The organism is Mycolicibacterium pyrenivorans, from assembly GCF_025821625.1.
Classification (GTDB): domain Bacteria; phylum Actinomycetota; class Actinomycetes; order Mycobacteriales; family Mycobacteriaceae; genus Mycobacterium; species Mycobacterium pyrenivorans.
In genome coordinates, this window is record NZ_JACKSH010000046.1 from 16,363 (window position 1) to 30,064 (window position 13,702).

10 protein-coding genes and 1 pseudogene are annotated in these 13,702 nt (G+C 67.7%); 5 read left to right on the forward strand and 6 right to left on the reverse strand.

Translation table 11 applies throughout. The annotated features are described in order from the left end of the window. Positions 1-9: 9 nt before the first annotated feature. Positions 10-885: pseudogene (locus H7I57_RS06475) on the reverse strand (PAC2 family protein); the annotation flags it as partial. Positions 886-1,072: 187 nt separating this feature from the next. On the opposite strand from H7I57_RS06475, the gene H7I57_RS06480 reads away from it, so the two are divergent. Together H7I57_RS06480 and metH are read left to right on the forward strand one after the other, a co-directional pair. After that, on the forward strand, positions 1,073-1,246 hold the full coding sequence (locus tag H7I57_RS06480; RefSeq protein ID WP_264022546.1) for a hypothetical protein: 174 nt from the start codon (positions 1,073-1,075) through the stop codon (positions 1,244-1,246). A 222-nt stretch (positions 1,247-1,468) separates the two neighbouring features. Next, positions 1,469-5,131 carry a methionine synthase gene (metH, locus tag H7I57_RS06485; protein ID WP_264022610.1) on the forward strand — a complete coding sequence of 1,221 codons (3,663 nt, stop codon included), beginning with the start codon at positions 1,469-1,471 and terminating at the stop codon, positions 5,129-5,131. Positions 5,132-5,192: 61 nt separating this feature from the next. Here metH and H7I57_RS06490 read toward each other — a convergent pair whose 3' ends face one another. From H7I57_RS06490 to uraD, 5 genes are all read right to left on the reverse strand, one after another. Continuing rightward, positions 5,193-7,880 carry a molybdopterin-dependent oxidoreductase gene (locus H7I57_RS06490; RefSeq protein ID WP_264022547.1) on the reverse strand — a complete coding sequence of 896 codons (2,688 nt, stop codon included), beginning with the start codon at positions 7,878-7,880 and terminating at the stop codon, positions 5,193-5,195. After that, complete coding sequence (locus tag H7I57_RS06495) at positions 7,877-8,710, reverse strand: FAD binding domain-containing protein (protein WP_264022549.1); 834 nt, start codon at positions 8,708-8,710, stop codon at positions 7,877-7,879. The genes H7I57_RS06490 and H7I57_RS06495 overlap by 4 nt, the downstream gene beginning before the upstream one ends. Before the next feature lie 4 nt (positions 8,711-8,714). Beyond that, a complete protein-coding gene (gene hpxO / locus H7I57_RS06500; RefSeq protein ID WP_264022550.1) occupies positions 8,715-9,881 on the reverse strand; it encodes an FAD-dependent urate hydroxylase HpxO in 1,167 nt (388 codons plus the stop codon). A gap of 10 nt (positions 9,882-9,891) precedes the next feature. Continuing rightward, positions 9,892-10,215, reverse strand: a complete 324-nt coding sequence (gene uraH / locus H7I57_RS06505; RefSeq protein ID WP_264022552.1) for a hydroxyisourate hydrolase — start codon at positions 10,213-10,215, stop codon at positions 9,892-9,894. 153 nt (positions 10,216-10,368) lie between these two features. Continuing rightward, positions 10,369-10,872 carry a 2-oxo-4-hydroxy-4-carboxy-5-ureidoimidazoline decarboxylase gene (gene uraD, locus H7I57_RS06510; RefSeq protein ID WP_264022611.1) on the reverse strand — a complete coding sequence of 168 codons (504 nt, stop codon included), beginning with the start codon at positions 10,870-10,872 and terminating at the stop codon, positions 10,369-10,371. A gap of 153 nt (positions 10,873-11,025) precedes the next feature. Here uraD and H7I57_RS06515 point away from each other — a divergent pair, with 153 nt between their 5' ends. The 3 genes from H7I57_RS06515 to H7I57_RS06525 all read left to right on the forward strand — a co-directional run bounded on the left by H7I57_RS06515 (position 11,026) and on the right by H7I57_RS06525 (position 13,698). Beyond that, the gene (locus H7I57_RS06515; protein WP_264022553.1) at positions 11,026-11,709 is read left to right on the forward strand and encodes an HAD family hydrolase; all 684 of its coding nucleotides are present in this window, start codon (positions 11,026-11,028) and stop codon (positions 11,707-11,709) included. Positions 11,710-11,809: 100 nt separating this feature from the next. After that, positions 11,810-13,282 carry a sugar porter family MFS transporter gene (locus H7I57_RS06520; RefSeq protein ID WP_264022554.1) on the forward strand — a complete coding sequence of 491 codons (1,473 nt, stop codon included), beginning with the start codon at positions 11,810-11,812 and terminating at the stop codon, positions 13,280-13,282. 134 nt (positions 13,283-13,416) lie between these two features. Beyond that, positions 13,417-13,698, forward strand: a complete 282-nt coding sequence (locus H7I57_RS06525; RefSeq protein WP_264022555.1) for a phosphoribosyl-ATP diphosphatase — start codon at positions 13,417-13,419, stop codon at positions 13,696-13,698. Positions 13,699-13,702 lie beyond the last annotated feature (4 nt).

Below are 13,702 nucleotides of genomic sequence, written 5' to 3' on the forward strand. Positions count from 1 at the left end.
TGTCGGGCGCTGCCCTCGGCGCCGCAGGTAGCGCTCGAACTCCGCAGCCAGCGCATCCCCGTCGATCTTGCCCAGCGCCTCGTTCATGTCGACCTCGGCGTCGCCGCGTTCCTCCAGCGACTGCACGTACTCCGCGATCTCGTCGTCCTCGGAGGTCATCTCGGTGACCGCCTGCTCCCACTCCTCGGCCTGGGCGGGGAGATCGGCCAGCGGTACCTCGATGTCGAGGACGTCCTCGACGCGTCGCAGCAGCGCGACCGTCGCCTTGGGGCTCGGCGGCTGCGAGACGTAGTGCGGAACCGCCGCCCAGAACGTGACGGCCGGGATCCCGGCCTGCACGCAGGCGTCCTGGAACACGCCGGCGATGCCCGTCGGCCCCTCGTAGCGCGTCTCCTCCAGCCCGAACGTCTTCGCCGAGTCGGAGGAGTAGGCCGCCCCGGACACCGGCACCGGCCGGGTATGGGGCGTATCGGCCAGTAGCGCGCCCAAGATCACCACCGTCTGCACGTTGAGCTTGTCCGCGATGGCCAGCAATTCCGCGCAGAACGTGCGCCAGCGCATGTTGGGCTCCACGCCGTGCATCAGCACGATGTCGCGGTCGCTGCCCGGGGGGCGGCAGTGCGAGATCCGCATCGACGGCCACACCAGCTCCCGGGTGACGCCGTCGACCTGGCGAATCACCGGCCGGTTGACCTGGTAGTCGTAGTACGCCTCGTCGTCGATCTCGACGAGCGTTTCGGCCTCCCAGACCGCGTCCAGGTGCTCCAACGCGTCGCTGGCCGCGTCACCGGCGTCATTCCAGCCCTCGAACGCTGCGACGATGATGGTGTCGTGCAGATCGGGCAGGTCGGATCGCTTCGGACCGCTGAAATCCGAGGGGGTCACAAGGCCAGCGTAAGCCCTGCATGGGCCGGATGACGGGCATCGACCCGCGCCCGCGTTTGTGTGGCCTACTACCCTGGCTGTGTGACTTGCGCAAACGACCGTGAGTATGGCACCGACCTGCTCGACGTGATGTCGACACGGGTCCCGGTCGGCGACGGAGCAATGGGCACCCGGCGGCACGCGGCCGGTGTCGCCGCCGGCGCCGTCGAGACGAAATACGTTCGGCTGCAATCTGGTTAACCTTGCTGACGATCACATTGCCGACGAAACCCGCGAGCTGTCGTTCGAGGGCACCGCGATCGCCGAGCGGGTCGGGGTCGATCGCGGCGAAGAGATGGGCGTCCGGACGTCGATCGGGTGACGACGTAGACTTTTCTGGTCGAGAGGCGTTGCAACGGTTACTTGGGGGGCCTGGGTCCCCACTCGGTATCCGCCACGCTCGGCAGAGTCAAGGACGCCTTCCGTTACGGAAGGAACCTACGTGAGCGCCTCTAAGACGAACATCCCAGAGCCGAACACCTTGGAGCCGAACATCCGTCCCGACTGCAGCGACGAACTGAAGGCTGCTCTCGACCAGCGGATCATGGTGATCGACGGCGCGATGGGCACGGCGATCCAGCGGGACCGGCCGGACGAGGCCGGATACCGCGGCGAGCGGTTCAAGGACTGGCCGAGCGATCTCCAGGGCAACAACGACCTGCTCAACCTGACGCAGCCGCAGATCATCGAGGGGATCCACCGCGAGTACCTCGAGGCGGGCGCCGACATCCTGGAGACCAACACGTTCAACGCGAATGCGGTCTCGCTCAGCGACTACGACATGGCCGAGCTGAGCTACGAACTGAACTACGCCGGCGCTGCCCTCGCGCGCGCGGCCGCCGACGAGTTCAGCACCCCGGACAAGCCCCGCTACGTCGCCGGGGCGCTGGGGCCGACGACGCGAACCGCGTCGATCTCGCCGGAAGTCAACGACCCCGGAGCCCGCAACGTCTCCTACGACCAGCTGGTCGCCGCCTACCTCGAAGCCGCCAACGGCCTGGTCGACGGTGGTGCCGACCTCATCATCGTCGAGACGATCTTCGACTCGCTGAACGCCAAGGCGGCGGTGTTCGCCCTCGAGACGCTGTTCGAGGACCGCGGACGCCGTTGGCCGGTGATCATCTCGGGCACCATCACCGACGCGTCCGGGCGGACGTTGTCCGGCCAGGTGACCGAGGCATTCTGGAACTCCATCAGGCACGCCAAGCCGATCGCGGTCGGCCTCAACTGCGCCCTGGGCGCGCCGGAGATGAGGCCCTACATCGCCGAGATGGCGAGGATCGCCGACACCTACGTCTCCTGCTACCCGAACGCCGGACTGCCCAACGCCTTCGGCGAGTACGACGAGTCCCCGGAGCGTCAGGCCGGCTACATCGCCGAGTTCGCCGAGGCCGGACTGGTCAACCTGGTCGGCGGTTGCTGCGGAACGGCGCCGCCCCACATCGCCGAGATCGCCAAGGTCGTCGAGGGCAAGCCGCCGCGCGAGGTGCCGCAGATCCCGGTGGCCACCCGGCTTGCCGGCCTGGAGCCGCTCAACATCACCGACGACTCCCTGTTCGTCAACATCGGTGAGCGCACCAACATCACCGGCTCCGCCCGGTTCCGCAACCTGATCAAGGCCGAGGACTACGACACCGCCCTGTCGGTCGCCCTACAGCAGGTCGAGGTCGGTGCGCAGGTCATCGACATCAACATGGACGAGGGCATGATCGACGGCGTCGCCGCGATGGACCGCTTCACCAAGCTGGTCGCGGCCGAGCCGGACATCAGTCGCGTGCCGGTGATGATCGATTCCTCCAAGTTCGAGGTCATCGAGGCGGGCCTGAAGAACGTCCAGGGCAAGCCGATCGTCAACTCGATCTCCATGAAGGAGGGCGAGGAGAAGTTCATCCGCGAGGCGCGGCTGTGCCGCAAGTACGGCGCCGCCGTCGTCGTGATGGCCTTCGACGAGCAGGGGCAGGCCGACAACCTGGAGCGCCGCAAGCAGATCTGCGGGCGCGCGTACCGGATCCTGACCGAAGAGGTCGGCTTCCCGGCCGAGGACATCATCTTCGACCCGAACTGCTTCGCGCTGGCTACCGGTATCGAGGAGCACGCGACCTACGGGATCGACTTCATCGAGGCCTGCGCCTGGATCAAGGAGAACCTTCCCGGCGTGCACATCTCCGGCGGCATCTCGAACGTGTCGTTCTCGTTCCGGGGCAACAACCCCGTCCGCGAGGCGATCCACGCCGTGTTCCTGTTCCACGCCATCAAGGCCGGCCTGGACATGGGCATCGTCAATGCCGGTGCGCTGGTGCCCTACGACTCGATCGACACCGAGCTGAGGGACCGGATCGAGGACGTCGTCCTGAACCGGCGCGAGGATGCGGCCGAGAGGCTGCTGGAGATCGCCGAGCGGTTCAACAAATCCGAGAAGATCGACGACAAGGCGGCGGCCGAATGGCGCAGCCTCCCCATCCGCCAGCGGATCACGCACGCCCTGGTCAAGGGCATCGACGCCGACGTCGACGACGACACCGAGGAGCTGCGGGCCGAGATCGAGGCTGCCGGAGGCCGTCCGATCGAGGTGATCGAGGGCCCGCTGATGGACGGCATGAACGTCGTCGGCGACCTCTTCGGTTCCGGCAAGATGTTCCTGCCCCAGGTCGTGAAGTCGGCCCGGGTGATGAAGAAAGCGGTGGCGTACCTGTTGCCGTTCATCGAGGCGGAGAAGGTGGCGTCCGGCACCACTGCGGAGAAGGACACCAACGGCACCATCGTGATGGCGACCGTGAAGGGCGACGTCCACGACATCGGCAAGAACATCGTCGGAGTTGTCCTGCAGTGCAACAACTTCGAGGTGATCGACCTCGGCGTGATGGTGCCCGCGAGCAAGATCCTGGACGCGGTGAAGGAACACAACGCCGACATCGTCGGGCTGTCGGGGCTGATCACCCCGTCGCTGGACGAGATGGTCAACTTCGCCGTCGAGATGGAACGTCAAGGACTGGAGATTCCGCTGCTGATCGGCGGCGCGACCACTTCGCGCGCTCACACCGCGGTGAAGGTGGCGCCGCGACGTAGCGGTCCGGTGGTCTGGGTCAAGGACGCGTCCCGCTCGGTGCCGGTCGCGGCCGCGCTGCTCGACGACAAGCAGCGGCCTGCCCTGCTGGAGGCCACCGAGAAGGACTACGCATCCCTGCGCGAACGGCACGCCCAGAAGAACGAGCGGCCGATGCTGACTCTGGAGAAGGCCCGCGCGAACCGGACACCGATCGAGTGGGACGGCTACACACCGCCGGTACCCGCCCAGGGCCTCGGCGTGCGGGAGTTCCTCGATTACGACCTCGCCGAGTTGCGCGAGTACATCGACTGGCAGCCGTTCTTCAACGCCTGGGAGTTGAAGGGGCGCTTCCCCGACATCCTCAACAACCCGGCGTCGGGCGAGACCGCGCGCAAGCTGTACGACGACGCCCAGGAGATGCTCGACACCCTGATCAAGGAGAAGTGGCTGACCGCCAACGGCGTGATCGGCTTCTTCCCGGCGAACGCGGTCGGGGACGACCTCGAGGTCTACACCGACGAGACCCGCACCGAGGTGCTGACCACGCTGCACAACCTGCGCCAGCAGGGTGAACACCGCGACGGCATCCCGAACCGGAGTCTCGGCGACTTCGTCGCCCCCAAAGAAACGGGTCACCGGGACTACGTCGGTACCTTCGCCGTCACCGCGGGGCTCGGCAGCCAGGACCGGATCGTCGAGTTCAAGGCGGCCAACGACGACTACAACGCGATCCTGCTGGAGTCGCTCGCCGACCGGCTGGCAGAGGCGTTCGCCGAACGGCTGCACCAACGGGTCCGCAAGGAGTTCTGGGGATACCAGCCCGACGAGCAGCTGGACAACGAGGCGCTCATCGGTGAGAAGTACCGCGGAATCCGCCCTGCCCCTGGCTACCCGGCTTGCCCGGAGCACACCGAGAAGGCGACGCTGTGGAGGTTGATGGACGTCCAGGAGCGGACCGGCATCGAGCTGACCGAGTCGATGGCGATGTGGCCCGGTGCCGCCGTCAGCGGTCTGTACTTCTCGCACCCGCAGTCGCAGTACTTCGTGGTTGGCCGGATCGCCCAGGACCAGGTTGCCGACTACGCAAAGCGCAAGGGCTGGACCTTGAAGGAAGCTGAGCGCTGGCTCGCCCCCAACCTCGGCTACAACCCGGAGGACTGAGCCCCCCTTGCGATTTCGGTGTCGTTGGCCGACGTCAGCGTGACCAACTACACCGAAATCGTCAGCCCGACAGCGTGCGCCAGACCCGCGCGGGGGTCATCGGCAGGTCCCGCACCCGGGCGCCACAGGCGCGCGCGATCGCGTTCGCCAGCGCAGGCGCCACCGGGTTGTACGGTGATTCGCTCATCGACTTCGCACCCATCGGCCCGATCTGGTCGTAGGTGTCGGCGAAGAGCACCTCGGTGACGGGCACGTCGGCCAGTTGCGGGATGTGGTAGTCGCGCAGCGCCTGGGTGAGCACCGCTCCGTCGGGCCCGATCAGCATCTGCTCGTAGAGCGCGCCCCCGATCGCCTGGGCCACACCGCCTTCCACCTGACCGCGGCACTGCTGGGGGTTGATCACCACGCCGGCGTCGGCGGCCTGCACCGACTGCAGGATGCGGACCTCGCCGGTCTCGGGGTTCACCGCGACCCGGAATCCCTGCACGTTGAACGCCACCGAGCGCGGTGTCCCGTCGTGGCGGCCGCGCCCGGCCAGTGACCCGGGCAGATCGCTGAACTCGACCAGCCGGGCCCCGCACTGCACGCCGTGGGGAGTCAGCGTGCACGCGCGCGCGGCGGTCCCGGTGACCTCGGCGGCGGCTTTCACCATGACGGTCCGCAGGTTGCGGCAGGCCGCCATCACCGCCTGCCCGGCCACCACCGTGCCGGCCGACCCGAAGGCTCCGGTGTCGTAACCTGTTGTCTGAGTGTCCGATTGATTGATCAGGACCCTGTCGGGGGTGGTGCTCAACTCGGTGGCGACCAGCTGCGCGTGCACCGTGGTGGTGCCGTTGCCGAATTCGGCGGTGCCGACCGACAACACGTAGTCGCCGTCGGGGGTGACGGCGACGGACGCCTCGGCGACGTGCCCGCGCGGCGGGATCGTCGCGATCATCGCGATGGCCATGCCCTCGCCGACGGGCCACCCGGCCGGTCCGGTCACGCCGTTACCGTCGGCGAGCGCCTGCTGTGTCAGGTCGAGGCACTGGTCGAGCCCGTAGCTGCCGAACGCGAGATCGTCGTCGGCGACGTGGGAGTCGACGAACACGTCACCGGGGACGACGACGCTGCGTCGCCGCAACCCGAACGGGTCGACGTCGAGCCGGTGGGCCAGCTCGTCGAGCGCGGACTCGACGGCGAAGGTCATCTGGCTCAACCCGTAGCCGCGGAACGCGCCGGACGGCAGGTTGTTGGTGTACACGGCCTGGGCATCGACGCGTTTGTTCTCGCACCGGTACACCGAGATCGATTCGGCGCAGCCGTGGAACATCACGCCGGTGCTGTGGTTGCCGTAGGCGCCCGCGTCGACCAGAACGTCCACGGCGAGCGCGGTCAGTGCCCCGTCCGGTGTCGCGGCGGCGGTGACGTCGATGCGGTAGGGGTGCCGGCACGGCGCGAGCGTGAACTGGTCGGCGCGGGTGAACTCGTAGCGCACCGGACGGCCGAGCCGCAGCACCGCCAGCGTCACGATGTCCTCGGTGAGCATCTCCTGCTTGGCGCCGAAGCCGCCACCGATCCTGCGGCTGAACACGCGGACCTCGTCGCGATCGAGGCCGAACACGTGACACAACTCGTCGCGGATCAGGAACGGGACCTGCGAACTGGTGCGCAGCACCAGCCGGCCGTCCTCGTCGCGCCATCCCGTGCAGCCGTGGGTCTCCAGGTGCGCATGCTGAACGCGTTGCGTGGTGTACCGCCCCTGCACCACCGCGCCGCCTGCGGCCGTCGCTGCGGCGATCCCGGCGGCGACGTCGCCGACGCCGCCGTGGACCTCCGCGACGAGATTGCGGGAGGCGTCCGCGATCCGGGTGTCGGCGCCTTTTCCGGGATGCAGCAGCGGCGCGCCCGGCGACCGGGCGACCTCCGGGTCGAACACCGACGGCAGCTCCTCATAGGTCACCACGATTGCGCGGCAGGCTGTTTCGGCGATCGCCACGGTGTCGGCCACGACGGCGGCCACCCGCTGTCCGAGGAATCGCACGGTGTGGTCCAGCACCACGGTGTCGTCGGGGTCGTCGTGGCGGTTGTGGTGGCGCGCCGTGGAGAACGCGACGCCGGGGCTGTCGCGGTGCGTCAGCACGAGGTGCACACCGTCGATCACCTCGGCCGCGGTGGTGTCGATCGCGACGATCCGCGCGTGCGCCACCGGGCTCGTGAGCACCGCAAGATGCAGCAGGCCGGGCATCGCGAAGTCCATCGTGTACTGCTCGCGCCCCGTCACCACGCCCATCGCGGCAGGCGCGCCGACGGAACGCCCGACGCCGCCGGACTTCTCGACGTTGATCCGGCCGTCCAGCGCGTCGGTGATGGCGCGGTATCCGGTGCACCGACAAAGGTTTCCCTTCAGCGCCTGCGCCGGGTCGGCGAGCTGTTCCTCGGACAGCGTCGAGGCCGTCGTGATCATCCCCGCGGTGCAGAACCCACACTGGAAACCTCCGGCGTCGACGAAGCGGCGTTGGAGCGGATGCAGGTCGGTCGGGGTTCCGAGCCCGGCGACGGTGGTGACGTCGCGGCCGTCGGCGCGAAACGCCGGGAACACACACGAGTGCACCGCCTGCCCGTCGACGAGCACCGAGCATGCGCCGCAGTCACCGGAGTCGCAGCCCTTCTTCACCTCGAAGTGGCCGTGGTCGCGCAGGTAGGTGCGCAGGCACTGCCCGGGACGCGGAACGCCTTGTTTCTCAGTGCCGTTCACGCGAAAACTCACGCGAGTTCCCTGCGGATCTGCTCGGCGAGGACCAGGGTCACGGCGCGACGCCAGTCGGGGTCACCGTGGGCGTCGTCGGTCCAGTCGTCCTCGCCGATGGTGGCGTGCGCCTCCCGCACCTCGGCCGCCGACGGGACGGTGGGGAAGGTGAACACGTACGGCCGGACGGTGGCCGCGGTCACCGAAAGCACGAAGCGCCCGCCGTCGGCGCCGGTGTCGCGTCGGCCGATGACCACGATACCCGAGCGGCCCAGCGGTGACGGAGCGAGCTTGCGGTAGGCCGTGGTCGCGCGGAGCGCCGCGGCGGGCAGCCGCACCGACCGAAGCACATCTGCGGGGCCAAGGGTGTTGGTGCCCGAACCCGTGACGAACTCGGCGACCGGCAGTCGATGGTCGGTGCCGTCGGCGCGCCAGATCGTCACCTCGCCGCCGAGCGCCGAGGTGAGCGAGATCATCGCTCCGGCAGGCAACGACAGGCAGATGTTTCCTCCGACGGTCGCCGTGGCCCAGATCTTGAACGACGCCAGCAGGGCGGTGCAGCACTGGTGCAACAGCGGCGCGGCGCTCCACTCGGGCCGCTCGACGGTCAACCGCGACGACAGCGCGGACACCTCGGCCACCGTGCAGGTCGCGGCGAGGTCGATCCCGGTATCGGTGACGGTGATCGGCTGCCATCCCAGCCCGGTGATGTCGACCAGTCGGCGGACCTGTGGCTGGGGCTCGGAGAACAGCCATGTGCCGCCCGCGAGGATCGAATCGCCGGGACCGAGCGGCCACAGCTCCTCGCGGCTGCGGGGGATGCGCGTCGTCTCGACGGTGTTCAGGTCCATGGGGTCAGTGCACCGGGGTCACGGGCCCGCCCATGATGTTGCCGACGATGCCGCGAATAATGTTGGTGCCGTCCTCGTTTCGGAGCTCGTCATACCATTGGGCGGTCTTCTCGGGGTCCTTGGCGTGCGTCAGGTCGCAGCGCTTACGTGCCCGAAGCACCAAGTCGGCCGCGCGCGGGGCCCGTGCCTCCTGATAGGCGGTCAGTGCCGCGGGTACGTCATCGGGGTGGTCTCGGAACGCCCACTGCAGGGCGACCGCGTCCTCCATCGCCGAGCAGCCCCCCTGCCCGATGTCGGGGGTGGTGTTGTGGGCGGCGTCGCCCAGCACCGCGACCCTGCCTTTGACCCAGGTGTGGAACGGGTCCACGTCGAAAATCTCGACCCTGTTGGTGGTCGCCGGGTCCAGCTTGTCGATCAGCGCCTGCACCCCCGCAGCCCAGCCCGCGAAGTGCGCGCGCAGGACATCTCGTGCGCTGCCCTTTTCATATGGCACACCCGGAGGTTCCACGACATCGAAGAAGAAGTAGAACCGGCCGCCGGCCACCGGCATCACCGACACCCGCTTGCCGTCAGCGACGTAGGTGGTCCACTCGGTGGCCGGGCCGATCGCGTCGTCGGTCTCGACGAGGCCGTTGAAGTTGACGTACCCGGCGTAGCGACGGGACACCGGCGCCCCGAGCACGTAATCGCGGGTGATCGAACCGGCGCCGTCAGCCCCGATGATGACGTCCGCCGACACCGTGGTCCCGTCGGCGAATCGGGCCGTCGCCGCGTCGGGGCCGTCGTGCACGCTCACCATCTTGCAGCCGAAGTTGATCTGGTCGGGGCCGTACGCGTGCATCAGCATCGTCTGGAGTTCCGCGCGGGCGATGGGGTAGGGGCGTTGGCCGACCTGGTCGATCAGGGGCCGCATCGAGAATCGGCACATCGTTTCGCCGGTGTGGCCATCGATGTAGCTCATCGAGTCGACGATCCCGCCGAGCCGCGCGGTCTGGTCTTTCAGGCCCAGGTAGTTGAGGCATTTGACGCCGTTGGACCACACCGAGATCGCCGCCCCGACGGGCTTGTTCTCGGTGATCCTCTCGTAGACCTCGGTGTCGATGCCGTTCTGCCGCAGCGCGATCGCCGCGCTCATGCCCCCCATGCCTGCGCCGATGATGACCGCTTTCACATCGGGCCCCTCAGCTTCCCCGGTACGTCGAATAGGCGAATGGCGACAACAGCAACGGAACGTGATAATGCCCGTCGCCGTCGCTGATCTCGAAGGCGATCACCACTTCGGGGTAGAACGCGGTGACTTCCCTTGTGGCGAAATAATTTCCGGTGTCGAAACGCACCCGGTAGATGCCCGGGGTCAGGTCGGCGGCCAGCGAGCCCACCCGGCCGTCGGGATCGGTCTGCGCGGCGGCGACTGCAACTCCGGAGGCGTCGGTGAGTGTGACCGCGACGCCGGCGGCCGGCGTGCCGGTCACCGCGTCGAGCACATGGATGCTGACGGTGCTCATGCGCGATCCGCCTCCGCTTCTCGCTGGGTGCTCATGCGCGATCCGCCTCCGCTTCTCGCTCGGTGCTCATGCGCGATCCGCCTCCGCTTCTCGCTGGGTGCTCATGCGCGATCCGCCTCCGCTTCTCGCTGGGTGCTCATGCGTGCTCGTCCCTCATGGGTTCTCCTTCGACATCAGGCGCTGCAACCGGAGCCGATTGATCTTGGCCAGCTCCGAGCGCACCACTCGGCGTTCGGTCTCGGGGTCGTTGTCGAGCCGGCCGGTGAGGATGGCCAGCAGTTCCTCTGCTGTGCGCCCGCTGGCACAGACCAGGTACACGTAACCGAACTTGTCCTCGTAGCGGCCGCCTTCTGCGGCGAGTTCGGCCTTCACCGCGTCGCCGGCGCCGGCCACCAGCGTCTGCTCCCGCTCCGAGGCGGGGTTGTCGGGGTCGGCACCGATGCGCGGGTGACCGTCGAGCGCGGCGGCGAGCCCGGTGTCCGGCAGATCCGCGAGCACTTGGTCGGCGCGGTCGAACAGCGCGTCCGCGTCCGGGAACGGACCTCCTTCCAGTACCCGACGGGCCCAGACCGGCGATGCGCACACCCCCGACAGCAGCCGCATCCGCTCTTGTTCGGACAACCGGTTGAACTCTTCGACATCGAGGGATCCGGCCATCACCACACCATTGTGGTCGTCCATGTCGTGGTTGGACAGGGCAGTGAGGCGATCACCGGTCATCTCATCGACTCCGCGACACCACCATGGTCCAAGGATCGGCCAGAATCCGGCGCTTCGCATGTCGGGCGTTTCGCATGCCACAATGGCCGTGTGCAAGCGGTGCTGTGGGACATGGACGGCACGCTCGTCGACTCCGAGAAGTTGTGGGACGTGTCACTTTCCGCCCTCTATGACTCGTTCGGCGGTTCGATGAGCCGCGAGACCAGGGCGCTGCTGGTCGGGGCCTCGGCCGAAGAGACGATGGTGACCGTATACGCGGAGCTGGGTCTCGAACCGGACCCGGAGGCGATGGCCGAATCGATCCGATGGCTGCACGACCACACCGCGGGCCTGTTCGACGGAGGTCTGCCGTGGTGTGACGGTGCCCGCGAGATGCTCGAAGCGCTTGCGGCGGAACGTACTCCGATGGCGCTGGTGACCAATACTCAACGAGGACTCGCCGAGCGGGCACTCAACAGCATTGGTCGGCACTACTTTTCGGTCACCGTCTGTGGTGACGAGGTGCCGAGCGGCAAACCCGCTCCGGACCCGTATCTGCGTGCGGCGGAGCTGCTCGGACTGGCACCTGCTGATTGTCTCGCAGTGGAGGACTCGGTGACCGGCACAGCTGCCGCGGAGACGGCGGGGTGTGCGGTGCTCGTGGTTCCCAACGACGTCCCGGTTCCCGGCGGTCGCCGCCGCCGCCACGTCGGCTCGCTGGCCGAACTCGAGGTCTCCGATCTCCGCAGGATCCACCTCGAGTTGGACCGGGAGTCGCGCAAACGTAGCGCCTGACACCGCGCGTAATCTGTGCAGTTTCGGGAACTCTCCCGACCGCAAGTCTCGAGTGATTGAATGTGATCTGAATCACGCAACGGTGCGGAAAGGTCGTCAGATGGCCGGTCAAGGTGGTCCCGTCGGGGAAGGCCCGGAGATTTTCGACGAGGACCAGGATTTCTCGTCCGGCAAGACCGCGATCCGGATCGCCTCGGTCGCTGCCCTCGGCGGTCTGCTGTTCGGTTACGACAGCGCGGTGATCAACGGTGCGGTGGACTCGATCCAGGAGGACTTCGGCATCGGTAACGCCGAACTCGGTTTCGCGGTCGCCTCCGCGCTGCTGGGCGCCGCGGCGGGCGCCATGACCGCGGGCCGCATCGCCGACAAGATCGGCCGTATCGCGGTGATGAAGATCGCCGCCGTGCTGTTCCTGGTCAGTGCGTTCGGGACCGGGTTCGCCCCCGAGGTGTGGGCGGTCGTGCTCTTCCGGATCGTCGGCGGCATCGGCGTCGGTGTGGCTTCGGTGATCGCGCCCGCCTACATCGCCGAGACCTCGCCGCCGGGTATTCGCGGCAGGCTCGGGTCGCTGCAGCAGCTGGCCATCGTGTCCGGCATCTTCCTGTCCTTCGTCGTCAACTGGCTGCTTCAATGGGCGGCGGGCGGACCCAACGAGCCGCTGTGGTTCGGCATCGATGCCTGGCGCTGGATGTTCCTCGCGATGGCATTCCCCGCGGTGCTGTACGGGGCGCTGGCGTTTACGATCCCGGAATCTCCGCGCTATCTCGTTGCCAGTCACAAGATTCCGGAAGCCCGCCGGGTGCTGACCATGCTGCTCGGGAAGAAGAACCTGGAAATCACCATCACCCGCATCCGGGAGACGCTGGAGCGCGAGGACAAGCCGTCGTGGCGCGATCTGCGCAAACCCACGGGCGGTCTGTACGGCATCGTGTGGGTGGGCCTCGGACTGTCGATCTTCCAGCAGTTCGTCGGCATCAACGTCATCTTCTACTACTCCAACGTGCTCTGGCAGGCCGTTGGATTCAGCGCCGACGAATCGGCCGTCTACACCGTCATCACGTCGGTGATCAACGTGCTCACCACCCTGATCGCGATCGCTTTGATCGACAAGATCGGGCGCAAGCCGCTGCTGCTGATCGGCTCGTCGGGCATGGCCGTGACACTCATCACGATGGCCGTCATCTTCGCCAACGCGACGCTCGACGCGGAGGGCAACCCGAGCCTGCCCGGCGCGTCCGGGGTGATCGCGTTGGTCGCCGCCAACCTGTTCGTCGTCGCGTTCGGCATGTCCTGGGGTCCGGTGGTGTGGGTGCTTCTCGGTGAGATGTTCCCCAACCGGATCCGCGCCGCCGCCCTCGGCCTCGCCGCCGCCGGACAGTGGGCGGCCAACTGGCTGATCACCATCACGTTCCCCGGTCTGCGCGAGCACCTCGGCCTGGCCTACGGGTTCTACGGAATGTGCGCGATCCTGTCGGGCCTGTTCGTCTGGCGGTGGGTGATGGAGACCAAGGGCAGGTCGCTCGAGGACATGCACGGCGAGATCCTCCGCGAGGACAAGACCGCGGCCGGCTAGGGCTGCGGGGGACTGCGCGGGTCGTAGACCAGGCCGTCTGCTGTGGTCCACGCACCTGTGACCTTGCTGGTGTCGATATCAGGTGGTCGAAAGTCGCGCTCGTACTAAAGCCGATCGCGGCTTTCTGGCCCGACGTGACACAATCGCGACCCGTGAAGACCTTCGATGCGCTGTTCGCCGAATTGAGCGAGCGGGCGCGCACCCGGCCGACAGGCAGCGGCACCGTCGCGGCACTCGACGCGGGCGTGCACGCCATCGGCAAGAAGATCCTCGAAGAGGCCGGCGAGGTGTGGCTGGCCGCCGAACACGAGAGCGACGACGCCCTCGCCGACGAGGTCAGCCAGCTGCTGTACTGGACGCAGGTCTTGATGGTGTCGCGCGGGCTGTCCCTCGACGACGTGTACCGGAAGCTGTGATCGC

Coding starts and splice junctions, on each gene's coding strand:
- H7I57_RS06520 (WP_264022554.1), top strand. CDS start 11,810: ATGGCCGGTCAAGGTGGTCCCGTCGGGGAAGGCCCGGAGATTTTCGAC.
- uraH (WP_264022552.1), bottom strand. CDS start 10,215: ATGAGCACCGTCAGCATCCATGTGCTCGACGCGGTGACCGGCACGCCG.
- metH (WP_264022610.1), top strand. CDS start 1,469: ATGGTGATCGACGGCGCGATGGGCACGGCGATCCAGCGGGACCGGCCG.
- H7I57_RS06495 (WP_264022549.1), bottom strand. CDS start 8,710: ATGGACCTGAACACCGTCGAGACGACGCGCATCCCCCGCAGCCGCGAG.
- uraD (WP_264022611.1), bottom strand. CDS start 10,872: ATGGCCGGATCCCTCGATGTCGAAGAGTTCAACCGGTTGTCCGAACAA.